This window comes from Paraburkholderia bannensis, assembly GCF_014200455.1.
Classification (GTDB): domain Bacteria; phylum Pseudomonadota; class Gammaproteobacteria; order Burkholderiales; family Burkholderiaceae; genus Paraburkholderia; species Paraburkholderia bannensis_A.
Genome location: NZ_JACHBW010000004.1, coordinates 126,258 through 152,768 on the forward strand (window position 1 = coordinate 126,258; position 26,511 = coordinate 152,768).

Here is a 26,511-nt window from a genome sequence, read left to right on the forward strand (position 1 = left end):
TCACTACTATTTTTTGTCGGAGCAAGCCGCCCGTGGGCGGTCCGGTTCAGTCGTCGAGCTGGTCGAGCAAGGCGTCGAGGTCTTCGCCGGCGAGATCGCTATCGAAGCCGTGAAGCGTTGCCGCATCGTTGCCGTTGCGCGCTTGCAGCAGCCTGTCGAGCTGCGCATCGAACGTATCGGCGAGCATCTGCGCGCGCGCGCTGTCGATCAGGCCCGGCAGATAGCGCCAGTCGATCGACAACGCACCGTCGACGATCAACGCGTTCAGTTCGAGCGCGTACGAGCAGACGGTATGCGCACCGGCCGCCTGGCCCGCGTGTTCGCCGGTCGCGATCCGCATGCGGTTCTGCGCGCCGCCGTTGCCGTTGTTCTGGCCGAATTGGCCGAGGTAGTTGAAGCTCACCTGCGCGCGTGGCAACGCGGCAATCGCGGCACGTTCGGACTCGCTGCCCAGCGACTCCAGCACGCCGTAGTGCATGCCCTTGTTCGGCACGTTGCGCAGCGTGGTTTTCACCGAGACGAGCGTGTTCGATGCGGCCTTGTCTGCGCTTGTGGCTGCCGAGGCGTTGGCGGCGTCGAACCACATCGGATAACGCGTCGTGAACCAACCCACTGTGCGCGTCAGGTCCACGCCGTCGATGACTTCCTCGCGGCCATGGCCTTCCAGTTCGATCAGCACGCCCGCGCGCCCGCTCCATCCCGCGAGCGTAGTCACGAGCGCGGCCAGCAACAGTTCCTCCACGCGTGCCTGCTGCGCCGACGACGCTTCCTGCAGCAATGCACGCGTACGCGTTTCGTCGAGCTGGCGGCGCAACACCTTGCTTGCGCCCAGCGTGCGGTCCACTTCTTCGAGGCGCGCCGCGAGCGGCAAGCCGCCGCGCGCACGCGCCGCGTCGTCCCAGGCCGATGCCGCCGACAGTTGTCGCTGCCAGTAAGTCAGCTCATTGCGGACGGTGTCGCGCCGCGCGTGAGCTGACAGCGCTTCGGTCCACTCGCCCCAGCTGAGGCTTTGCGCGGGCAACACGACCGGCTGTCCGGCGAGCGCCTGCTCGTACGCCTGGCCCAGCTCTTCGAGCAGAATGCGCCACGACACGCCATCGATACTCAGGTGATGCACGACCAGCAGCAGACGCGAGCCGCCGCCCGGTATATCGAAGCTAACCGCGCGCCACAACGGACCGCGCTCGATGTCGAGCGACGCCTGTACCCGCGCGCCATGCGCGGACAACGCCGACTGCCAGTCGGCTTCGCCGGTGAGATCGATGTAGCCGATCGCGTCGACTGCGTCGGCGTCGCAAGCTACATCGCGTGCCACGCACCGTTGGGTCCATCCGCCATGCGCGTCGCGCGAATCATTGCGCGATGCGTCATGCGAAGCGTCGCGTGAAAACCGCAGACGCAGCGCGTCATGACGCTGCATCACCGCCAGCACCGCCGCCTGCAGCGCGGCCGCCGACAAACGCTCATCCGCCGCCAGCAGCACCGATTGATTCCAGTGCGCCGGACCATCCGGATGCTCGTCGAAGAACCAGCGCTGGATCGGCGTCAGCGCGAGCGGTCCCGCGATCTCGCGATAGGCACGCATCGGCGCCGCTTGCGGCACGCATTGCGCCAACGCGGCCACGCTTTGATGCTCGAACAGTTCGCGCACGCTCAGCGCCATGCCTTCGGCACGCGCGCGGCTGATCGCCTGAATCGCGAGGATCGAATCGCCGCCGAGCGCAAAGAAGTTATCGTCGACGCCGATCTCGTTGCGGCCCAACACCGCGCGCCAGATTGCGAGCAGACGCGCTTCGCGTTCATCGCGAGCGGCGCTCAGTTGGCGCGGCGTGCCGGCGTTGTCGAGCAACGGTTGCGGCAACGCGCGTTTGTCGACCTTGCCATTCGGCGTGAGCGGCAAGGCCGCGAGCGGCACCACCGCGGCGGGCACCATGTACGCGGGCAAACGTTGCGCGAGCGCCGCATGCAAGGCCGCGCCGACCTGCTCGTTATCCGCATCGTCGATCACCGCGTAGGCGAGCAGCTTGCGCGCGTCGTCCGCGCCGCTGATCATCGCAACCGCTTCGCGCACGCCGGGCAGCGCGCGCAATGCGGTCTCCACTTCCGACAACTCGATGCGATAGCCGCGCAGCTTCACCTGCCGGTCGTCGCGTCCCACGTAATCGAAGCCATGGCCCGCATCGCCCGCGCGCTGCACGCACACGTCGCCGGTGCGATAGAGGCGCGAGCCCGGCGGCCCGAACGGGTCGGGCACGAAGCGCTCGGCGGTCGTCGCCGGCCGGCCGGGATAGCCGCGCGCCAACGCAGCGCCGCCGATGCACAACTCACCCGCCGCGCCCGGCGGCGTCGGGTTGCTCCATGCGTCGAGCAAACGCGCGATACGGCCGGGATAGGGCAAGCCGATCGTGACGACCGGCGCCTCGATATCCACCGCTTCTGTGCGGCGGCTCAGCGCCGAGATCGCCGCTTCGGTCGGGCCGTAGGTGTTTTCGAAACGCACGTCGCGCAAGCCGCTGGCGCGCCATTGCGCGAGCGCCGCACCGTTGAGCGCTTCGCCGCCGATCGTCACCAGACGCAACGCGGGCAGCGCCGCCGGCAAATCGCGCAACCATTGCTGCCAGAACGCGGTCGGCAGATCGATGACGCTCACCGCTTCGTCGCGCAGCACCGCGTTGAATTCCGGCCAGCTCCACAGATCCGGACCGCGCAATACCACGCGTGCACCGACGCACAATGCGGGCAGCAACTGCTCAAGCGCCGCATCGAAATTGATGGTCGAGAACTGCAGCACGCAATCGCCCGCGTGCACGCCGAAGCGCGCGATCACGTCATCGACGTGCACGGACAGCGCGGCGTGCGTCATCGCGACGCCCTTCGGCACGCCGGTCGAACCGGACGTGTACATCACATAGGCGAGTTGCGGCGCGAGCGGCATACGCGGCGTGAAATTCAACCACGACGGCGACGATAGCGAAGCCGCGTTGTTTTCCATCTCCTCCAGCGCGTGCAGCGTGCGTCCTTGCAGCACCCCGCTCAGTCGCGTGGCGCTGAGGCGATCCACCACGACATGCTCGATGCCCGCATCGGCGACGATCTGCGCGAGACGCTCGGGCGGATATTGCGGATCGAGCGGCACGAAGGCCGCGCCCGCGCTCCAGATACCGAACAGCGCGGCCACCATCGACGGCGAACGCGACACGCACAGACCGACGCGCGCTTCGTCGCGCACACCGGCCGCGTGCAGCGTGGCACCGACACGCAGCGCACGAGCGGCGAGCGTCGCGTAATCGAACGCGGCTTCGGCGGGCGTGGCCGGCGAGCGCAACGCGGGCGCGCCGGGTTGCGTGCGCGCCACGCGCATGAAACGTTCGAGCACCGCGACATAAGGCCGATCCGCCGCCGCGGATGCGCCCGTGGCCAGCGTCAGCGCAATCGCGGCCAGCGCCTGGCGAGGCGCGGCCAACACCTGCGAGACGAGTTCGAGATAGTGATCCGCGATCTGCTCGATCACGACGCGATCGAAAATATCGCTCGCATAGCCGAACGACACGCGCAACGCGTCGCCCTGATCGGTGATGTCGAGCGTGAGATCGAACTGCGCGGTCTCGCCGCCGAGTTCCGGCAGATCGAGCGCGCCGACCGTGATGCCGCTCAGGTTCGCGAACTGTTCGGGCGGCGTGACCTGCAGGTTGAACATGGTCTGGAACAACGGCGTCAGACCGAGATCGCGCTGCGGCTGCACGACGTCCACCAGTTGCGCGAACGGCACCGATGCATGCGCCTGCGCCGCGACCACTTCCGCCCGCGTGGCAGCCAGCAGCGTGTCGAACGGACAATGCCCGGCAGCCTCGCCGCGAATCACCAGCGTGTTGACGAAGAAGCCGATCAGCGATTCGGTTTCGAGCCGATCGCGATTGGCGACCGGAATGCCGATGCGGATATCGTTCTGCCCGCTATAGCGATGCAGCAGCGCCTGGTAGCACGCGAGCAGCGTCATGAAGAGCGTCACTCCCTCGCGCTGCGACAGCTCGCGCAGCGCGCGCGTCGTCGGCGCATCGATGCGGCGCAGGCAGCGGCCGCCGGCCGCGCTGCGCTGAGCGGGCCGCGCGCGCGACAACGGCAGGTTCAGCACCGGCTGTTCGCCCGCGAGACGCTCGCACCACCAGCGCAGATCGGCCTCGCGGCGGCCGCCTTCGGCGCGCTCCCAGTGCGCGTAGTCCGCGCCCTGGATCGGCAGCGGCGGCAGTTCCGGCGCGAAGCCGCGTCGCGACGCTTCGTAACAGGCGCAAAACTCTTCGATCAGCACGTCCATCGACCAGCCGTCGGAGACGATGTGATGCATCACCACCGCGAGCACGTGTTCGGTGTCGCTCGACGACAGCAACGCGACGCGCAGCAACGGGCCGTGTTCGAGATCGAACGGCTCGCTCACGCAGTCGTGCAAGACGGCGGCCAGCGCGCGCGGATCAGCGCAGTCCAGCGTGGCCGCGCGCCAGTCGTAGCGGACTGCATCCGCAATACGCTGCACCGGCTTGCCGTCGAGCGCGACGAAGGTCGTACGCAAGGCTTCGTGGCGCGCGACGATCGTGTCGAATGCGGCGCGCACGGCAGCGGTGTCGAGCGAGCCGCTCAAACGTACCGCGCCGGGCACGTGATAGGCGGCGCTTTGCGGTTCCAGTTGCCACAGCACCCACAGACGTTCCTGCGCGAACGAGAGCGGCAGATTGTCCGGCGATGCGTCCGTGGGACGGCGCGTGATCGGCGCGGTGTTTGCGGTTGCATGGGCGCTTGCATGTGCGCTTGCATGTGCGCTTGCATGCGCGCTTGCGTGAGTGCCTGCACCTGCGCTTGCGTCCGATGCCGATCCGCCGTCAGCGGTTGCGGCTTCCTCGATGCTCCGCGCGAGTCGCGACAGCACGGGCTGGCTGAACACGCTCTGCAACGGCAAGTTCACCCCGAGACGTTGACGCACGCGCGCCACCACCTTCACGGCCGACAGCGAGTGACCGCCGAGCGCGAAAAAGTCGTCGTCAGCGCCGGGCAACGCGCCGCCCAGCACGTCCTGCCAGATTTCGGCCAGCGCGATTTCCTGCGGCGTGCGCGGCGCGACACGCGAACGTTCGACCGCGACTTCATCCGGCGCGGGCAACGCGCGCACGTCGAGCTTGCCGTTCAGCGTCAGCGGCAGCGCGTCCAGTCGCACGAGCGCGGCTGGCACCATATGCGCGGGCAAACGCGCGGCAAGGTGCTCACGCAACGCGGCCGCATCGGCATTCACGCCGACGTAGTAGGCGATCAGACGCAAACCGCCCTGCGGGTCGGCTCCCGGCACGACAACCGCCGAGCGGATCGACGGATGCTCGATCAGCACCGCCTGGATTTCGCCCGGTTCGATGCGAAAGCCCCGAATTTTGACCTGCGCATCATTGCGGCCGAGGTATTCGAGTTCGCCATCGCGACGCCGCCGCGCAACGTCGCCCGAACGATAGAGGCGCGCGCCCGGCGGCCCGAACGGGTCCGGCACGAAGCGGCTCGCGGTCAGACCCGGACGGCCGAGGTAAGCGCGCGCGAGACCCGCACCGCCGACGCACAACTCACCGCATACGCCGAACGGCGCGGGGTTCAGAACCGCGTCGAGCACGTGCAGACTCAGATCGGCGATCGGTGCGCCAATCAGGCTCGGCGCGCCGGCGGCTTCAGTGCCGGCTGCGCCGCCGCTTACGGTGTCGGCCAGCGTGATGTCGCGCGCGGTGACGTGCACCGTCGTCTCGGTGATGCCGTACATGTTCACGACGCGCGGTGCGCGTGCGCCGCGCCATGCGAGCCAGCGCGACAGCGTCGCCGGTTCGAGTTTTTCGCCGCCGAAGATCACGCAGCGCAACGCGGGCAACGGCGCGTTCAGATCGAGTTCGACCTGAGTGAGCGGCACAAACGCGGACGGCGTCTGATTCAGGATCGTCACGCCGGTTTCGCGCAGCAGCGCGTGGAAATCCTGCGGCGAGCGCGCGACCCAATGCGGGACCACCACCGCGACGCCGCCGAACGACAGCGCGCCGAAGTATTCCCAGACGGAGAAGTCGAACGCATACGAGTGGAAGCAGCTCCACACATCGGCGGGACCGAAACCGAATTGCGCGTGAGTCGCATCGAGCAGACGCGTGACATTGCGATGCGTGACGCCGACGCCCTTCGGCTGACCGGTCGAGCCGGACGTGTAGATCACGTAGGCAAGCTGATCGGGGTGCAGAGCCGGGAAGACGAGACCGCGGTCCTGGTTGTCTTCATCGTTCGCCTCGCTGTCGAGCGAGACGACGATGCAATCGAGCGGCGCGAGCAACGCGGCGAGCTTGTCGCGCGATCCGGCGTCCGCGACCACGCGGCGAATGCCCGCATCCGCGATGATGTATTGCAGACGTTCGACCGGATAGCCCGGATCGAGCGGCACGTAAGCCGCGCCGCTCGCCAGCACGCCGTACAGCGCGGCCGGCAACGCGGCCGTGCGCTGCACGCACAGACCGACGCGTTCCTCGCGCTGTACGCCGGCTTCGAGCAAACGCGCGGCAACCGCGCGAGCCGCCGACGCGAGTTGCCCGTAGTCGAGCTGCCGGTCTTGCGCATGCACGGCGCGGGCGGCCGGTTGCGATTGCGCCAGCGCGAACAGGCGCTCGGTCAGCGAGACAAAGGGATACGACGTCGCGAGCGTGGTTGCAGCGGTTTCAGCCGATGCCGCGCCGCCCGGTCCCACGCGCAGATTCCCCAATGCCCTTTCCGGCTGCGCGACGATCTGCGCGATCAGGCTCACGAAGTCGTCGGCGAGTTGCGCGACGGTGACTTCGTCGAACACGTCGGTCGCATAGATGAACGCGCATTCGAAGGTGTCGGCGTCGTCGCGGATGTCGAGCGTCAGATCGAAGCGCGCGACCGGCTGCTCGCCACGCCACTCGGACGCACGCAGCCCCGGCAGCGCGGGCATCCCCTCGCCGGACACGTCGAGCAGATTGAACATCGCTTGGAACACCGGCGTGACGCCGACGATCGCGGGCGGGCGCAGTGCTTCGACCACGCGCGCGAACGGCGCCTGCTGATGCGCAAGCGCCTGCGTGACGCGCTGTTGCACCTGGGCCAGCAGCGCATCGAACGGCGCGGCGCTGTCCAGTTGCGCGTCGATCACCACGGTGTTGACGAAGCAGCCGATCAAGCCGGCGGTTTCCGCGCGATCGCGATTGGCGAGCGGCATGCCGATGCGCAGATCGCGCTGGCCGCTGTGACGCGCGAGCAGCACGTCGAAGACCGCCAGCATCGCCGCCGATACCGTGCCGCGCCGGCTGCGCACGAATGCGCGCCACGCCTGCGCCTGCCGCGTATCGAGCACGCGTATCACGCGTGCGCCATGCGTGTTGCGCGCGCCGTTGCGGGCGCGGTCATACGGCAGCGCGAGCGGGTCCTGTGGCTCGCCGAGGCGGCTGCGCCAGTAGTCGAGGTCGGCCGCGTCGCGCGTTTCGTCGCGCCATTCGCGTTGCCACACCGCGTAATCGCGGAACTGGATCGGCAAGGCATCGCGCGATTGCGTCGCGCCGGCCGCGTAGCCCGCGACGAAGTCCTTGACCAGCACGCCCATCGACCAGCCGTCGGAGATCAGATGATGCATCGTCACTAGCAGCAGATGCGCGTCGGTGCCGATCGTCAGGAATGCGATGCGCCACAGCGGACCGCGTTCGAGGTCGAACGGGCGCAGCGCGAAGGTTTGCGCGAAAGCGTCGATGCGGGATTGGGGGGCCACGGTGCCTGCGGTGACTTCCGGTTCGCTGCTTGCGCCGCGCAGATCGTGGAACTCGCACAGACCGGCTGCCTGCGCGGCGTCGAAATCGTCGACGATCTGCAGCGGCTCGCCGTCACGTTCGACGATCCGCGTGCGCAACGTCTCATGACGTTCGACAAGCGCCGCGACCGCGGCACGCAGACGCGCTTGGTCGAGCGCGCCGTCCAGACGCACGCCGCCGCTCATGTGGTAAGCGGCGCTGTCCGGTTCGAGCCGCGCGAGAAACCACAGTTGGGTCTGGCTGTCGGAGAGCGGCGCGTGGCCCGCCTCCTCGCCGCTGCGCGCGGCGATCGGCACGATCGGCAACTGCGCGGGATCGATGTTCAGTTCGCCGACACGGCTGCGCAACTGCGCTCGCTTGTCCGCGCTCAACGCGGCGTACCTGGCGGAGATCGCGCGACGGTCGCGCGCTGCGGCGGTTTGGCCCGCGTTGTCCTGAGCTGGTGGCTGGTTCATGGTTGCATCGTGATAAGCGTCGGGGGCGCGCCGCGTTGCCGCGGCTATTGCGTCTTACCTGCTTGACGAATGGGACCGGAAATTGTTCAGGCGGATGTAACGGGCGGGTTGCAGCAGGGTGATCGTCGCCGATGCGCACGCTTCGAGGGAACGCGCACGGCCGCGAGCGCGGCAGGTGCTGAGGCGATCGAAGATGCGGTATGCCTCGTGGATGAGGCGAGTGTGTAATGCAGTACGACGGATGCGCGATCGGTTTGACTCAGTGCGAGTAACGATCAGTCGAAAGACCCGATATGTCAAAAGACCCGCATCGAGTTGTACAGGTCGACTCCAGTAGAACCGCGGCGATCAGCCCGCAGCCCGAACCTTGTTCGGTTCGAGCGTTGGCAACGCCGCGCCGACCCGTTCGACGAAAGTCGTCATCGCCACCGGACCGCCGAAGGTCCACGTAGCGCGCGGCAGATAACCGATACGTCCGGCCTGCACCGAAGGCAAACCACGCCACAAGCGCTGCGCGTAGAGCGGCTGGTCCGGCTTGTCGAGCAGCAACAACATCCAGTCCGGATGGTCGTACAGCGCGTCGAAGCCCAGACGCACGCCCATCCGGCGCACCGACGTCGTCGACCATGCGTTGCTCAGGCCGACGTGATCCAGCAAAGCGCCCACCGAGCTGCGGCGGTCGAAGCCCCAGAAACCGGAATCGCCCGCAAGCGGCGACATCAGTGCGGTCGGTCGATGGCTGAGGCCGTGCGCCTGCACTTGCGCGCGCGTCGCGGCGATCGCCTGATCGAGCTTCGCGCGCAACGCGCCCGCTGCCTGCTGCGCGCCGACGCGGCTCGCGAGATCGTCGTAGACACGCAGCAGACGCGTGTACGCGTCGTCTTCGCCGGGCGGCGGTTCGAGGTCGTAGATCACGGTCGGCGCGATGCTCGCGAGCCGCCCGGCGATCCGCGCGTGGCGCTGCGCGTAGCCGACGATCAGGTCGGGCTTCAGCGCGGCAATCGCGGCGAGATCCGGTTGCTGACGCGTGCCGACGGAAACCGTATCGCGCAGCGCGTCGGCGTCGATGCCGACCCAGCGGCGGTAGACGTCCGGATCGGCGGCGCCCGTCGGCGCGCGGCCGAGACCGAGCAGCGATTCGGTGAAGACGAATTCCAGCGAGACGATACGGCGCGCGTCGGTCGGCAGCGTCGGCGAGCTCGCGCCGAGCGGCGTCGGCACGATCGCGTTCGAACGCATGCAAGCGACGAGCGGCAGTGCCAGCGATGCGGCCAGCAAGCGGCGGCGAGTGTTATTCATGGCGTGAGTCGTGCCGGTGGTCGTGGTCATGTCCGTGGTCATGGTCATGATCACGCTCATACGCCGCCAGCCGCTCGAAGTGCGCGTCGCGCTCCACCATCGGCAGCTTGCGCAGCAGCGGACACGTCGTGCAGTACTTGTAGTGATCGTCGAACGCGTAGCGCAGACAGCAATTGCGCCGCACGCGCAACGGCTCCGGCGCCAGCGGATGCACATCGTGCTGAAACCGGAACGCCTGCCGGTACGGATTCGGACTCACGCCATCCAGCGCGAGCGGCGCGCACAGCAACGCATCGCGCTGCGCGAGCGCCGCCTGCGCATGCGAAGGCAGATGCCCGGCCAGCGCAACGAACACCGTGTCGATGCGCGTCGCGAGATTCACCCACAGGATATCGGCGGCAATACCGCTGGTCCGCTGCAATGCCGTCACCAGCGCGGGAAACACTTCGCCAAGCAAGACGCCGTAGCGTTCGGCGGGATCGGCGGGATCGGCCGTCACCGGCTTCAACTCGCGCGCGAGCCGCACGCTCTTCGGATACCCCTGCGGCACGAACGACAGATTCGCGAGCGACAGATCCGGCACCGCGTTCACGAGCAGCGCGGGCACGGCCACCAGATACAGCAGCGTGCCCGCGAGATAGATCGACCACTCGGATGCATACGCGCGCATCATCGCAGGGCTGACGCGCGCGGCGTCGTTGTCAATCGACGCATCCCCAACCACCCGCACCCCCGCTTGCCGATCGCGCGCCGCGCAACGCTGCAACTCCAGCGCGAACGCAGCCGGATCGAGCAGGATGGAACCGGGGACGCGACGCTGGCCGTCGTCGTCGAATGCGCAGTAGTCGCGCAATTCGGCGAGCGCGGGGCGCGCGAGCAACGCTTCGAAATTCAGTGCAGTAGCCATCACGCGGTACGCCGCAAATAGCTGCGTGCCAGCAGCCATAGAAAATAAGGTGCGCCGAGCGCTGCGGTGAGAATGCCGAGCGGCAGATCGCGCGGCGCAAACGCCACGCGTCCGATGCAGTCGGCAAGCCCCAGCAGCAACGCGCCGATCAGCATCGACGCGCCGATCTGCTGACGCTGTCCGCGCAAGCCGATCAGACGCGCGGCGTGCGGCGCGATCAGACCGGCGAACGCCACCGGTCCGGTGCCGGACACGGCGGTCGCCGTCATCAGACTCGCGAGCGCGAGCAGCGCGAAGCGCACGCGCGACACGTCGAGCCCAAGCGAAGCCGCCGACGCATCGCCGAGCGACAGCAATTCGAGCCAGCGCCCCGCGCGCCACGCGAACGGCAGGCTGAGGATCGCCCACGGCAGCATCGCGACGAGCGCGGCCCAGCCCTGCGCATACGTGCTGCCGACGAGCCAGCTCAACGCCTGCGTGATATGTACGTGGAACTGCAGCAACACGACGTTGAGGAACGCGCCCAGCAACGCCGAGCAGGCGAGACCGGTGAGCGTCACGCGCATCGGCTCAAGATTGCCGCGCCAGTTCAGCACGATCACGAAACCCAGCACGGCGGCCGATGCAGCCCATGCGAGCGGCACGCCCCAGAACGCCATCGACGTGGCGGCTGACGGCACGAGCAGCATCATCAGCAGCATCGCGAGACTGGCCGCCGCCGTGCCGCCGAACATCTCGGGACCGGCCAGCGGATTGCGGGTCATGCCTTGCAACAGCGTGCCGCTCGCGGCGAGCAGCGCGCCGCCGAGCATCGCAATCAGCGTGCGCGGTACGCGCAACCCGGCAATCGCCAGCGCTCGCGGATCGCCGTTCAGTACGCCGTGCAGCATCGCGGACAAGGACATGCCGCTGGAATCGTGCGATGCGGTGACGAACAACAGCGCGAGCAATACCGCGCCGCCTGTCCAGAAGAGACGCTGCGGCGATCCGATGCGCGGCGCGGCATCGCTCGCGCTCAGCGTCAAACGCGCGGAACCCGGCGCGGCGCTGCGACGCAGAATCACCAGCAGCACCGGCGTGCCGATCAGCGCGGTCATCACGCCGAGCGGCAGCAGACCGTCGTCACCCGCGGCGATCACCACGGCATCCGCGATCAGCAGCAACACCGCGCCCCACAGCGCGGACAGCGGAATCAGTCGCGACGGCCGGTGCATGCCCGCCGAGCGCAACAGATTCGGCGCAATGAGACCGACGAAACCGACCGGCCCCGCACGACCGATCGCGACAGCCGTGAGCCACGTGGCCAGCAACACGCAGGCCGCGCGCAGCACTTGCGGACGCAGCCCGAGCAGGCTCGCCTGCTCGTCGCCGAGACGCATGAGATCGAGACCACGGCCGAGCAGCCAGGCCAATGCCAGCACCGGCGCCGCGAGCCACGCCGCTGTCGCGATGCCGTGCGAGCCGATCTGCTGCAACGAGCCCGTGCTCCATTGCACGATGCTGACGGCGGAGTCGTCGCTGATCGTGAGGACGAGCATGAGCACCGCATTCAACGCAAGTGCGGTGGCCGCGCCCGCGAGCGTCATTCTCAGCGGCGACGCGCGCCAGCCGCCCGCGACGGCGAAGGTGAGCGCGGCGGCGATCAGGCCGCCGGCAAAGATGGTAAGCGCGACCGGCAGCGCGCTCCAGATGAAGGTAGCGACGAGACCGAGCTGCGCGCCGGTCGTCACGCCGAGCAGATCGCTCGACGCGAGCGGGTTGTGCGTGACCGTTTGCAGCAGCGCGCCCGCCATGCCGAACGCAGCGCCCGCCAATGCACCGGCGAGCGCGCGCGGCAAATGAAGATCGATGAACAGCAAACGCGCGATGGACGCGGAATCGGCGCTGACGGCGGATGAGCCGGATGCCGCCGCGCCATACGCGAATAAGGTGTTCCACACAAGCATCGCGGCCAGCGCGACGAAACCGCCCGCGGCCAGATAGCGATGGAGATCGCGCCGCGGCCGCATGGCGCCCGCATGCGTTGCGCCGGCGGTGCTCATGGCGCCATCCTCGGCAGACAGATCGCTTCGCCGTCGACGGTGAGGCGGCGCATCGGCGTCTCGAAGACGGCTTCGAGCACGTCAGGCTGCATGATGGTTTCGGGAGCGCCACGCGCGCGAATCCGGCCGTCCTTCATCAGCATGATTTCGTCGCTGAAAAAAGCCGCCTGATTCAGGTCGTGCAGCACCCACACCACGGTCAGCGACATTTCCCGCGCGAGATCGCGGATCAGCGTCAGCACTTCGACCTGGTGATGGATATCGAGGAAGGTGGTGGGTTCGTCGAGCAGCAGCACGCGGCCGCCTTGCGCGAGCGCCATCGCGATGAACGCGCGTTGCCGCTCACCGCCCGACAGATGCACCAGATCGCGCTTGCGCAGCGCTTGCAGTTGCGTGCGCTCGATGGCCCGCTCGATCGCGGCGCGGTCCTCGGGGCCGGGCCGCGCGCCGATGCCCGTGTAGCAATAGCGGCCCGTCGCGACGAGTTCCTCGACGAGCATGCCTTCGGGCACGAGGGGATTCTGCGCGAGCATGGCCAGACGCCGGGCCCGCTCACGCGGCGCGAAGCCGCCGAGCGGGCGGCCGTCGAGCCAGACCTCGCCGCCAGCCGGCTTCAGCAGGCCGCCGAGCGAGCGCAGCAAGGTGCTCTTGCCGCAACCGTTCGGACCGCACAACGCGGTGATGCGACCGGCTTCGAACGCGACTGACAATCCGTCGAGCACGGTGCGCACACCGAGTCTGACGCTCAGATTTTCGGCGCGCAGCGCAGCCGCGGCCTGGACTTCATTCATCCGCATAACGGCTCCCTGGCGGCGGCTTGCGAGCACTGTGTGACGTGTTGCTTACCACGTATACCGGGCAGTCGCGAGCACGTTACGGCGTTCACCATACTGACAACGGGTGGTGTTGCCGCAACGGGCCACGTAAGTGCGGTCGAACAGATTGTTCGCCGACAGCACGAAGCGCCAGTGCGGGATGTCGTAGTGCACGGACGCATCCGCGACGGTGAACGAACCGACGCTCAGCGAGTTATCCGAGGTCGCGTACGTCGAGCCGACGTACTGCACGCCCGCGCCGAAACCGAGGCCGCGCAGCGGGCCCGTCTTCAGCGAGTAGTCGAGCCACAGCGAACCGTAGTTGCGCGGCGTCGCCGTCGGGTTCAGGCCGACCGTCGGATCGAGCGCGCTGCCCTTGGTGATGACCACGTTCTGGAACGTGTATGCGGCCAGCAGTTTCAGGTTCTCGGTCAACTCGGCGCTCGCTTCGAGTTCGAGACCGCGGCTGCGGATCTGGCCGGTCTGCACGCTGCCGCTGAGCGCAGGATCCGGCGCGGTGGTCAGCGCGTTGTTCTCACGCAGATCGAACAGCGCCGCGGAGAACGTCGCGTTCATGAAGGTCGGCTGATACTTCACACCGACTTCGACCTGCTTCGAGCGCAACGGCGTGAACGGGTTACCGTACGCATCGTTGCCGATCACCGGCGTGAACGCCGTCGAGTAGCTGACGTACGGGGCGATACCCGAATCGAACAGATACATCAGGCCCGCCCGGCCGCTGAATGCGCTGTTGTGCTGCGCGACGTACGAGCCGTCGAAATTATTGAGGGTGGTCGACGAGACCCAGTCCTCACGGCCGCTCAGCACCAGGATCAGCTTGTTGAACTTCATCTGGTCCTGCACGTACAGGCCGAACTGGCGCTGCACCTGACGCATCTGCGTATCGTTGAACGACGGGGCGATCACCGGTGCGTTCAGCGCGGTCGGGTTATACAGGTTCAGGGCGTAGCCCGTGTACGTATACCCTTCGTTGTCCATATAGTTCTGGTTGGTGAAGTTGAAACCCGCCAGCACCGTGTGATCGACCGGTCCGGTCTTCACCTTGCCCTGCAACTGATTGTCGACGTCGATGTCGTTGTAGCTCGACTTCAGGTTCATCGCCGCGCGCTGGATGGTCTGCTGATCCGCGCTCAAGGCATAGCCGAATAGCGCCTGGTTGTTCAGGTCCAGGTGCGAGTAGCGGAAGTTCTGCTTGAACGTCCAGTTGGGATCGAAATGATGTTCGAACAGATACGAGAACGAGTACTGCGTCTTGTCGTAGTTTTCGTAGCCGGGGTTGCTGGTCGCGAGGCTGGTCGGGATGTGCTGCCCGAAGATGGTCGGCGCAACCGTGCCGTAGTACGGCAGGAAGTTGTTCGAGTCCATCGTGTTGTCGTGCAGATACGTCGCCATCAAGGTGAGCGAGGTATCGTTGGTCGGCCGCAGCGTGACCGACGGCGCGACCAGCGTGCGATTGCCGTGCACCGAGTCGACCTGGTTCTGGCTATACGTTTGCTGTGCGATGAAGCGGTACAGCAGGCGCTTGTCGGCATCCACCGGGCCCGACGTGTCGATGCCGATACCATAGTGGTTGTAGCTGCCCGCCAGCAGATCGACCTGGCCGCGCGTGTAGTCGGTCGGCATCTTCGACACCATGCTGATCACGCCGCCCGGTTCGCCCAGGCCGTACAGCACCGACGACGGTCCCTTGACCACTTCGATGCGTTCGAGCGTGTACGGATCGACTCGCCACTGGTCGAGCGCGCGGCCCGGCACGGCCGGCAGACGCGAACCGTCGAGGTAGAAGAAGTCAGAGCTGAAGCCGCGAATGTTCATCGCGTCGTTGCGCGTGTCGTTGCTGTAGTACGTCGCGACGCCCGCCGTGTAGTGCAGCGCGTCGTTCAGGGTCGTGACGTTGCGGTCGTCGAGCTGATCGCGCCCGATCACCGAAATCGATTGCGGGGTTTCATGAATCGGCGTGCCGGTCTTGGTCGCGCCGCTGCCTACATTGGCCACGTAGCCGTTCACCGGGCCGTCCGCGCGTTCGCGCGCGCCATGCACCTTGATGTCCGGCAGCGTGCTGCCGGCCGGCGTCGTCGATGCCTTGGCGGCGCCGTCGTTCGACCCAGGCGTGGTCGTCGTTGTCGACGTCGCGTCCGCTGCCCAGGCGGGCACGGTGCCCACGATCATCCCGACCAGGATGGCCAATGTCTTCTTCTGAAACCCTGCTGTCATTTTTTTCCCGTGTGGTCTGGCAACCCATGTCCCGAGGCGCATGCGATCCGATGCCTCAAGCCTCTACGCCCGTCTTTATTCAAAGCTAATGCGAATTCTAAATACAAATCACTCTCATTATCAATAATAAAATGACGAACGGACCCAAACTCTGGTTGGAATTCAGGTCCGTGCGTCGTGTCGGCGAATCGTTTGCGCCGCGCGCGCAAGCGCGTGTTGACGCGCGATGGCCCTTTAAATACGGGTCAATCGAGACTCAACTCATCGAGCAACGCATCGAGCTTGTCGAGCGACGCAGCCGTTGTGGATCTACCACGCAGGCTCTCCACATTCGCGCTGAAGGCTCGCAACGTCGGCGCCTCGAATACGGTGCGCAGCGGCAATTCGACGTCGAAGCTCGCCGAGATGCGCGCGACCAGACGCGTGGCCAGCAACGAGTGGCCGCCGAGCGCGAAAAAGTCGTCGCCCGGCGCGACCGGCGCGACGCCGAGCAGCGTCTGCCAGATCTGCGCCATCTCGTCCTCGAAGGCAGTGCGCGGTTCGTCGACGGCGTCGGCGCGGCTCGCGTCGTCCGCCGGTTCGGGCAGCGCGCGACGGTCGAGCTTGCCGTTCGGCGTGAGCGGCATGTCATCGAGGATCGTGATGTGCGACGGCTGCATATAAGCCGGCAAGCGGCTCGCCAACGCGGCGCGCAACAACGGCACGTCGGGCGTCGCGTCGGCGCTTGCGCACACGTAGGCGAGCAGACGCAAGCCGCCCGCCCCTTCGCGCGCGATCACGGCCGCCTGACGCACGCCGGGTTCAGCCGCGAGCACGGCTTCGATCTCGCCGGGCTCGATACGGAAGCCGCGCACCTTCACCTGCTGATCGATCCGGCTCAGATACTCGACGCCGCCGTCCGCGCGCCAGCGCGCCAGGTCGCCGCTGCGATACATGCGCGCGCCGGGCGTCGTCGCGCACGCGATCGGATCGGGCACGAAGCGCTCGGCGCTCAATGCCGCGCGCCGGTGATAGCCGCGTGCGAGCCCCGCGCCGCCGATGTACAACTCGCCGGCCACGCCTACCGGCGCGGGCTGCAGCGCCGCATCGAGCACGTACAGCGTGGTGTTGGCGATCGGCCGGCCGATCGATTGATTGACGGGATCGACCGTGTCGATGCGCGCCGCGCTGGTCCAGATGGTCGCCTCGGTGGGACCGTACAGGTTCCACAGTTGCGCGCCGGGCAGCGCGAGCGCGCTGGCGAGATCGGCGGGCAGCGCTTCGCCGCCGCAGAACATCCGCATGCCGGGCGACGGCTGCCAGCCGGCTTCGACGAGCAACCGCCAGGTCGCGGGGGTGGCCTGCATGACGGTGGCGTCGGCGAGCGCGCGCATCAGGAACGCGGGGTCGCGCGCTTCGTCGTGTCGCGCGAGATGCACGCGGGCGCCGACGATCAGCGGCAGCACGAGTTCGAGCACGGCGATGTCGAACGATAGCGACGTCACCGCGAGCAACGTGTCGGCGGCGGTGAGGCCCGGCGACAGTTGCATCGCCTGCATGAAGTTGGCGAGCGTGTCGTGCGTGATGACGACGCCCTTCGGACGTCCGGTCGAGCCGGACGTGTAGATCACGTACGCGGCTTGAGAGAGGGCGACCGATGCGGGTAGCGGTTCGGTTTCGGTTTCGGTTTCGGTCGCAAGCGTTTCATCGACCGCTCCATCCGGCGAGACGATCAGGACCGCAGGCGACGCAGGCAAACGCGCGCGGCCCACCTCGTCGGCGATCGCGGCGCGCACGCCGGCGTCCTCCAGCACGTACGCGATCCGGTCGAGCGGATATTCGGGGTCGAGCGGCACGTATGCCGCGCCCGCCTTCCACACCGCCATCATCGCGACCGGCATGTCGGCCGACCGCTGCATCGCGATCGCGACGCGATCCTCTTTGCCGATGGCCAACGCGCGCAACCGATGCGCGAGACGATCGCTGCGCCGCTCCAGCTCTGCATAGTCGAGCCGCACGTCGCCGCACATGACGGCGATCGCCGCCGGCACAGCCTGCGCACGCCGCGCGATCAGCCGATGCACCGGCTCGCTCACCGCAGCGAGACGCGGGCCGACGCTGTCACGCTCGAACACCGCACGCTGCGCCGCGTCGAGCAGGCCGATCTCGCCGAGCGAAACGATCGACGGGTCCGCGAGCTGCGCGGCGATTTCCCGCAGCTGCACGGCCAGCCGCTCGACCGCCGCGCGCTCGAAGCGCGTCGTGTCGAAACCGAGCCGCACACGCAGTTCCGGTTCGACGGTCGCGACGGCGCTCATCGCATAGCCGGTCGTCTCGACGGTCGCGATTTCGCTGTAGCGCAACGCGCGCGGGTCTTCGGCGTGCTCGTGCAGCGAGCTGTCGAGCGGATAGTTTTCGAACACCAGCAGCGTATCGAACAGCACGCCGCCGCCGGTGCGCAGACGCTGGATCTCCGCGAGCGGCATGTGTTCGTGTTCGCGCAGCGCGAGATTTTCGTCCTGCAACGCGCGCAGCCATGCATCGCGATGTTCGGCAGGCGCGACCTCGCGCACGATCGGCAGCGTGTTGATGAAGAGGCCGACCATCTCCTGTGCACCCGGCAACGCTTCGGGACGGCCGGCGACAGTCGCGCCGAACGCGACCGCGGTCTGGCCGGTATAGCGTTGCAGCAGCACGAGCCACGCGCCCTGCAGCAGCGTGTTGAGCGTGATGCGCCGGGTGCGCGCGAAGGCGGCGAGCGCGTCGGTTTGGGTCTGGGTCCAGTTGATGTCGACGTGGTCGTGGCGAGCGGCGTCGGCCGGCTTGTCGAGTTCGTCGAGTTTGCTCACCGGCGTCGGCAACGCCGCCGCCAGCAGCGTCGGCGCGGATGGCGCGTTCACACGAGCACGCCAGAACTCGCGACCTGCCTCGTCGAGCGATGCACGCTGCACGCTCAGCCAGCCGATGTAATCGCGATAGCGCGGCATCGGCGCGGACCCCATGGCGGCGTCGGGATCGCGATAGCGCGCGACCACTTCGGCCAGCACGCGCGCGCTGCTCCAGCCGTCCAGCAGCAGGTGATGGCGCGTCCACAGGAAACGGTGACGCCGGTCCGGCAGCAGGACCAGCGCGGCGCGCATCAACGGCGCGCGGGCCAGGTCGAACGGCGTCTCGCGATGTTCTTTCGCGAGACGCGCGAGATCGGCGGCCGCATGCGTCGATGCGCTCAGGTCGTGCCGCTCGATCGGCATGCGCGCGGCGCGGTCCACCCATTGCAGCGCAATCTCGTCGCCGTCGGCATCCATCACGCCCGACGTCGCGCGAATCGCAGTGCGCAGCACGGGATGACGCTGCAAGGTCGCTTGCCACGCTGCTTCGAAACGCGCGATGTCGAGCGATTCCAGCGTCAGCGCGAACTGATTCAGATAGCGGGCTTCGTCCGGTGCGTACTGCACTTCGAACAGGATGCCGCGTTGCATGGGCGATAGGGGGTAAAGGTCCTCGACGCGGGCACGTGATGCGGGCAGGGCTGCGACTTGGGTTGCCTGGGCCGCTTGTATGAAACCAGGCGGCGCGGCCGGGAAATCCACCGGTGCGAGCGTCGCGAAACCATCCTGCGTGCAAAGCGCGATCAGTTCGCGCAGCGACGCGAGGAACGCTGCGGCGACCGCTTCGATTTGCGGTTGCGCGCACCGTCTGGTGTCGAAAGTCCAGTCGGCGTGAAGCTGACCGCCCTGCACGCGCGCATCGAGCGCGAGCGCGACAGGCGGCGGCGCCAGCGGATCGCGCTCGGCGCCGCGCGGCTCGTCGCTCAACGCGAACAGGCCTGAGCTATCGACACCGGCATCGACGCGCCCGAGGTAGTTGAAACGCAGCGTCGGCAACGGCAATGCGCGCAGTCGCGCCTGTGTCGTCGGATCGCCGAGTTCGCGCAACAGGCCGAAGCTCACGCCGTCATCGGGCAGCGTGTGACGGCGCTGGCGATTACGGTCGAGTGCCGTCGCGAGATCCCCATCGGCGTGCAGCGCGACCGGATAGAGGCTGGTGAACCAGCCGACGCTGCGGGCCGCGTCGGGTGCGTCGCGATAGCTCGCGAGCTCGTCGCGGCCGTGGCCTTCGACTTCAGTCCAGACGGTTGCGTCCTTGGTTCCGGCGACGCGCGCGAGCGCTTGTGCGAACGCGGTCAGTAACAGATCGTCGATATGCAGACGACGGTCGATGCCGGGCAATGCGAGCAACTCGTGCGTCGCCACGGCGTCGAGCACAACGCGTACGGCGGCGAGCGGTGCTTCGGCGCGTGCGGTGTGGGCGTGTTCGAGGTCGCCTTCGTGGGCACCTTCGTGGCCACTGCCCTCGCTGCTTTCGTGACGACTTGAGTGGCGGCGGTCGCGATCGCCTTCATGGGCCTGTTCGCGCCGGGTCGCATCAAGCGAATCAAGCGAATCAAGCGGCCAGGGTGTGACGCCCTCGCCTGCCGCGAGCCATGCATCGGCCGATGCATTCAGTGCGCCGCTCGCCAGCCGTCGTTGCCAGTCGGCTGCCCAGGCTTGCGCGCCGATGCCCGGTTCAGGCAGGTCGGCGGCGCGGCCCGCCAGTGCCGCGCGGTATGTCTGCTCCAGTTCGTCGATCAGGATGCGCCAGGACACGCCGTCGACAGCGAGGTGGTGGATCGCGACGAAGAGGCGCTCGCTTCGGTTGCCGTTGCTATTGCCGCTCTCAAAGCCTTCAACAGCAAGCGGCGGCAGGCTCACATGCAACGCCCGCAACAACACGCCATTAGCCGGATCCAGACTGCGCTGAGCAGCATCGCATTGACGCGTCAAATCGCGCGCATCGACGGCAGAAACGTGAGTAATGCAAGACGCACCCGCCTGCGCATCCGCGCGCGATTGCGCCTGCCAACGCCCATCCGCGCCACGGACAAAGCGCGCGCGCAGCCCATCATGACGCGCGATCAGCGCCGCAAACGCCGCATCCAGCGCACGCGGATCGAGCGGCGTCAAACAACGCAACAACACAGATTGATTCCAGTGCGCGGGATTCGGCAGATCGAGCGCAAAGAAGCGCGACTGCGCGGGCGTCAACGCCGTCTGCGCAACCGCGTGTTGCGCCACTCCCGACTTCGCCTTGGCACCCGCGGCAGACGCCGCCAGCGGCACCGCCACCTGCGCCAACGCCGCGATCGTCTGCTGCTCGAACACCTGACGCGGCGTGAGCTTGAGCCCCGCGCGCCGCGCGCGTCCGATGATCTGCAAGCTGAGAATCGAGTCGCCGCCGAGGTCGAAGAAATTCGCATGACGGCCGACCGACGGCAAACGCAGCACCTGCTGCCAGATATCGGCCAGCGTGCGTTCGGTGTCGCCTTGCGGCGCCTCGTCGCCGGGCGTGGTTTCGACGCTCGGCTGCGGCGCCGGCAACGCGCGCCGGTCGAGCTTGCCGTTCGGCGTGAGCGGCATGCGCCCGATCGCGATCACATGCGCGGGCATCATGTAGTCCGGCAACTGCGCGGCGAGGTGCGCGCGCAACGCGGCGGGTTCCGTCTGCCGTCCCGCCGCGCCGACCACGTACGCGAGCAGTTGATACGCGCCGTCGTCGCGCGTCGCGGCGATCACTTCGGCCTGCGCGACGTCCGGATGTTCGCGCAGCACATGAGCGACCTCGCGCGGCTCGACGCGATAGCCGCGAATCTTGACCTGATCGTCCGCGCGGCCGACGAACAACACCGAGCCATCGGCGGTCCAGCGCGCGCGATCGCCGCTGCGATACAGACGCTCGCCGGTGCCGCGCGGGTCCGGCACGAAACGCTCGGCGCTCAGATCCGGCCGTCCGAGATAGCCGCGCGCGACACCCGGACCGCCCAGATACAACTCGCCTTCGACGCCCACCGGCACCGGTTCGAGACGCGCATCGAGAATCTGCGCATACGCGTTCGGCAACGGCCGCCCGATCGGCACTTCCGCGCCGGGGTTGCCCTCGCCGACCTGGGTGGCCAGCACGCCAACCGTCGTTTCGGTCGGCCCGTAGTGATTGAAAATCCGGCACGCGGGCTTCAGCGCGCGCACCCGCTCGACCAGCGACGCGGGCAGCGGTTCGCCGCCGAGCACCAGCGCCCTGGCGGGCAACGCGTCGGCCGCGCATTCGGCCTGCAGCAGCGCGCCCAGATGACCCGGCACGATCTTCAGCACGTCGATGCGATGACGCGCGATGTAATCGGCGAAGCGGCCCGGATCGAACGCGCAATCGGCGTCGGGCAGATAGAGCACGGAGCCGCTGCACAGCGCGCCGAACAGCACGGTATGGCCAAGGTCGGCGGCGACGGTCGAGACCATCGCCATGCGCAGGCTCGCGTCCCATGCAAAGCGCTCGATCACGCCCTGGGTGTAGTCGGCGAGCGCGCCGTGGCTGACCACGACGCCTTTGGGTTTGCCGGTGGAGCCCGAGGTGTAGATCAGGTACGCGGCCTGATGCGGGTGGATGGACGGCGCGATGAACGGGGCTTCGTCCGACGCGGCGTCATGCGGCTGTGCATTGCCGTTCGAAGCGGTGTTGTCCGCAGCGTGTCGATCCGGCGACGGCGCTGCATGAGAAACAGCCTCATCGGCCAGCGGACTCGCCGCTACACCCGTCAACACCAACGGCGCGCTGCCCGCCGCGCGCAACGCATCGACACCTTCACCGAAACCGAGCGCGCACATCGCACCGCTGTCCGCGAGCATCTCCGCCAGACGCGCGGGCGGCGCGGCGGGATCGAGCGGCACATACGCGGCGCCGCTCTTCATGATCGCGAGCAGGCCCATCGCGAAAGCCGCCGAACGCGGCGCGCACAACGCGATGCGTTTGTCGGCGCACGCGCCGAGTGCGATCAGCCGTTGCGCGATGCGATCGGTGGCGGCATTCAGTTCGGCGCGCGATACCTCGCCGCCCGCATCCGTATGCAAGGCCGGCGCATCGGCATCGGCAGCGACCAGCGCGCGCCACGCCGACAGCACGTCGCCATGCGGCCACGCGCGCGCCGCGCCGGTCGCGCCGTCGCGCGCGCCCGGCAGCGTCAGCTTGCCGACCGGCGTGCGCGGCTCGGCGGCGATCTGCGCGGCGATGCCCGCGAACGCATCCGCGAGACGCTGGATCGTCGCGCGATCGAACAGTTCGCTCGCGTAACTCACCACGCCTTCGATGCCGTCCGGCAGATCGGTCACGTCGAGACCGACGTCGAAGCGGGTCGCGTCGTCGTCGAGCGCGAGCGGCGTCATCGTCAGGCCGCCCGGCAACGTATGCGCGACGAGCGGCAACTGCTGCGTGAACTTCACCTGGAACAGCGGATTCGCGCACAGGCTGCGATCCGGCTGCAACGCTTCGACGATCTGTTCGAACGGCACGTCCTGATTGGCGTGCGCGTCGAGCATCGCCTGATGCGTGGCGGCGAGCAGCGCGTCGAACGATTGCTCCGGCGTGGGCGTCGCGCGAATCACCAGCGTGTTGACGAAAAACCCGACCAGTGGCGCGAGTTCGGCTCGTGCGCGGTTCGCGCTCGGCACGCCGACGCGGATGTCGGTCTCGCCGCTCAAGCGCGCGAGCACCGCGTGCAGCACCGTCAAGAGCACGTTGAAGAGCGTCGTGTCGTGCGCGAGCGCCAGCGCGCGCAGTTGCGCCGACAACGCAGCGGGCAACGTGAAACGCAGCCGCGCGCCGACGAAGCTTTGCACCGCGCCGCGCGGACGATCGGTCGCGAGCGGCAGGCGCGCGCCGTTTGCGCTGCTTGCGCTGTTTGCGTTTCCTGCACCACCCGCGCCACCCGCACCACCCGCACCACCCGCATCATCGGTTTCATTCGCGCCGAGCTGCTTGCGCCAGTAGCCAAGCTGACGTTCGAACACCCCCGTGCCCGCGAGATCGCGTTGCCACAGCGTGTAGTCCGCGTACGTGACAGGCAAGGCCGGCAGCGATGTCGCCGCTGCTTGCGCCGCGCCTGCATCGGCATCCGACCCGGTCAGCGCCGCGTACACCGTGCACAGTTCGCGCAGCATCACCTCGCCGGACCAGCCGTCCGACACGATGTGATGCATGGTCAGCGCGAGCCAGTGGCAATCGTGCGCCAGCGCGATCAGGCGCGCGCGCAACAGCGGCGGCGCGGCCAGATCGAACGCACGGTTGGCGTCTTCGCGCGCGAGCGCCTCGGCTTGCGCCTCGCGCTCCGCTTGGGGCAACGCGCGCAGATCGCTGAACGCGAGCGGCGCGTCGACCTGCGGCACGACCGTCTGCCACGGCACGCCGGCCGTGTCTTCCGCATAACGGCTGCGCAGCGTGTCGTGACGCGCGATCAGCAGATCGAGACTGCGTTGCAGCGCGGCGCGATCGAGCGCGCCGTCCATGCGCAGCAGGCCGGAGATATGGAATGCCGATTCCGCGCCGCCGAGGCGCGATACGAACCACATCCGCTGCTGCTGGAACGACAGCGGACGCTGCGCGTGCAGCGTCTTCGCGGGCACGATCGGCAGCATCGCGAAATCGATGCCTCTTTGCGCCAGAGCGGTCAGCAAACGGCCGCGCGCATCCGGCGCGAGCGCGGCGATACGATGCGCCAGCGCGTGTTTATCGAACTGCTGCATCAGTTGCGCTCCTCTTCGCTCAACAGGGCATCGATCTCGGCCAGCGCACGCGCCTGCTCGTCGTTCGCGACATCGCGTTTACCGTCGATGCGGCGCGCGAGATCGGCCAGCCGCGGCGCTTCGAACAAGGTTTCGATCGCGAAGTCCGCCTGCAGACGCTCGCGCACGCGCGCCTGCAAGCTGGCGGCCAGCAGCGAATTGCCGCCGAGTTCGAAGAAATGGTCTTCGGCGCCGATCGGCATGACGTTCAGAAGGGTCGACCAGAAACCGGCGAGCGTCTGCTCGACTTCGCCTGACGGCGCGCGATACGGCGCGCGCGGCAACTCCGGCGCGGGCAGCGCGGCGCGATCGAGCTTGCCGTTCGGCATGCGCGGCAACGCGCGCAACGCGACGAGGCTCGCGGGGATCATGTGCGCGGGAAGTTGGGCTTCGAGGCGCGCGCGGACGGCTTCGATGTTGGGCAATGCGACTTCGGTTTCGGCTTCGTTGGAAGTGGCGACGCCCGCGGCCAGATAGCCGACCAGTTGACGGCCCGCCGCGGTTTCGCGCACCACGACGGCCGCTTCGCGCACGCCTTCGCAACCGAGCAGACAACGTTCGATCTCGCCCGGCTCGATGCGCAGGCCACGCAGCTTGATCTGGTCGTCGGTGCGGCCGAGGTATGCATAGCCGCCGCCCGGCAACGCTTCGACGATGTCGCCGCTGCGATAGCGTCGCGAGCCCGGCGCGCCGTCCGGGTCCGGTTCGAAGCGCTCGGCGGTCAGCGCCGCGCGGCGGTGGTAGCCACGCGCGAGGCCGTAGCCGCCGATCAGCAGTTCGCCTCGGCGGATCTCGCGGCGGCCGGGGTCGGCTGGCGTCGCCGCTGTTTGAAGCGAAGCCTGTGCGACGCCTGCCGCGCTCGAAAGGCCCGCGTTGCGCGAACCGTTCGCATCGTTGCTGCTTTGCGCCGGCTGACCTGGGCCAGCCGCTCGCTTGCCGGCCGTTCGCGATTCGCCATCGTCCTGCGGATCGAGCGCGACATGCCGCTCGCCAACCGGCGTGCCGATCGGCAGATAGGCGCTGTCGCCAAGACCATCGACATCGTCGCTGGTCCACAGCAGCGGCGTGATCACCGTTTCAGTAGGACCGTATCCGTTCACCAGACGAGGCGGCGCGAGCGCCGCCTCGATCACCGCGTGCGTCTCGCGCGACATCGCCTCGCCGGCCGTCGTGTACGAACGCACGCCCGACAGCCGGATCGCGCGCGCCGCGCACCATTCGGCGACCTGGCGCAGATAGGCCGGCGGGAACGCGAGCACCGTGATCCCTTCGCGCTGCACCGCATCGACGGTCTGCGCGGCGTCCCACAGCTTGTCGCCGCTAACGACGATCGCCGCGCCCGCGATCAGCGGCGCGAGCCAGCCTTCGTGCGCGCCGTCGAAATTGACCGACGCGAAGTGCAGCACGACGTCGTTATCCACGACGCCGTAGCGCTCGACGATCGCCTGGCAATGCATCGACAGCGGGCCGTGTTCGACAGCGACGCCCTTGGGTGCGCCGGTCGAGCCCGAGGTGTAGATCAGATAAGCCAGTTGCCGCTCGTGGATATCGGCGACGACGGGCGCGTGAGCGGTGGCAGCGTCAGCGGTCGGGGAATACGCGGTCTTCGATGCGCCCGGGTCGAGCGTCTCGAAGGCCATCACGCGCGCCGGATCGAAACCCTCCGACGCCGCGATGCCAGGCCCGACCAGCCACAGCGCGATGCCCCCATCGGCGGCGATGTAGTCGAGGCGCTCGCGCGGATACGCGCAATCGAGCGGCACGAAGGCCGCGCCGGACTTCATCACGGCGAGCAGCGCGACAAACAGCTCGGCCGAGCGCTTGACGCTGACGCCGACCGGCACTTCGGGCCCTGCGCCGCGCGCGGCCAGCCGTGCGGCCAGTGCGTCGGAGGCGGCGTCGAGTTCGGCGAAGCTCAGACGGCGCTCGCCGTCGACGATGGCAAGCGCGTCCGGGCGTTGCCGCGCGCGCTCGCGGATCAGTTCGTGGACCGGCCGCGGACGCGGGCGCGGCGACCCGGCGTTCATGGCGTTCATGGTGACAGCGCCGGAAATCGTAGAGCCCGACGAGAGATGCGTGGATGCGGTGGGTGCGGTGGGTGCGGTTTGGATGGCCATGTCAGTCCGGCGCAAGGCCGGCAAGAGAGCAAGTTAGCAGCGACATCCTCATGACGAACGGCGGGCAAAAATGTACAGCCCGGCCGGGGCCTATTTTTTTTTCGCGCTCGTTCGTCTAATGAGCAACACGCCGCGTCTGGCTTGCGCTTAACGCCGCTCCGAAGGTCCTGGACGTGATGGACGGGCCGCGAGCAGGC

General features: G+C 68.0%; 8 protein-coding genes. All 8 read right to left on the reverse strand.

Features of this window, described 5'->3' with window-relative positions:
• Nucleotides 1–46: 46 nt before the first annotated feature.
• The 8 genes from F4827_RS08600 to F4827_RS08635 all read right to left on the reverse strand — a co-directional run bounded on the left by F4827_RS08600 (nt 47) and on the right by F4827_RS08635 (nt 26,314).
• Nucleotides 47–8,275 (reverse strand): non-ribosomal peptide synthetase, encoded by an 8,229-nt coding sequence (locus F4827_RS08600; RefSeq protein WP_183723572.1) that lies wholly within the window; start codon nt 8,273–8,275, stop codon nt 47–49.
• Nucleotides 8,276–8,623: 348 nt separating this feature from the next.
• On the reverse strand, nt 8,624–9,622 hold the full coding sequence (locus F4827_RS08605) for an iron-siderophore ABC transporter substrate-binding protein (protein ID WP_183723573.1): 999 nt from the start codon (nt 9,620–9,622) through the stop codon (nt 8,624–8,626).
• Nucleotides 9,567–10,481: a siderophore-iron reductase FhuF gene (fhuF, locus tag F4827_RS08610; protein WP_183723574.1), complete on the reverse strand. Its 915-nt coding sequence runs from the start codon at nt 10,479–10,481 to the stop codon at nt 9,567–9,569. The genes F4827_RS08605 and fhuF overlap by 56 nt, the downstream gene beginning before the upstream one ends.
• Entirely contained in the window at nt 10,481–12,523 is a 2,043-nt protein-coding gene (locus tag F4827_RS35160; RefSeq protein ID WP_260175063.1) for an iron ABC transporter permease, read from the reverse strand. The genes fhuF and F4827_RS35160 overlap by 1 nt, the downstream gene beginning before the upstream one ends.
• Nucleotides 12,520–13,314, reverse strand: coding sequence for an ABC transporter ATP-binding protein (locus tag F4827_RS08620; protein WP_260175064.1), 795 nt, complete (start codon nt 13,312–13,314; stop codon nt 12,520–12,522). The genes F4827_RS35160 and F4827_RS08620 overlap by 4 nt, the downstream gene beginning before the upstream one ends.
• A gap of 51 nt (nt 13,315–13,365) precedes the next feature.
• Entirely contained in the window at nt 13,366–15,573 is a 2,208-nt protein-coding gene (locus F4827_RS08625; protein ID WP_183723575.1) for a TonB-dependent siderophore receptor, read from the reverse strand.
• 245 nt (nt 15,574–15,818) lie between these two features.
• The gene (locus F4827_RS08630) at nt 15,819–24,158 is read right to left on the reverse strand and encodes a non-ribosomal peptide synthetase (RefSeq protein WP_183723576.1); all 8,340 of its coding nucleotides are present in this window, start codon (nt 24,156–24,158) and stop codon (nt 15,819–15,821) included.
• On the reverse strand, nt 24,158–26,314 hold the full coding sequence (locus F4827_RS08635; RefSeq protein ID WP_183723577.1) for an AMP-binding protein: 2,157 nt from the start codon (nt 26,312–26,314) through the stop codon (nt 24,158–24,160). The genes F4827_RS08630 and F4827_RS08635 overlap by 1 nt, the downstream gene beginning before the upstream one ends.
• Nucleotides 26,315–26,511 lie beyond the last annotated feature (197 nt).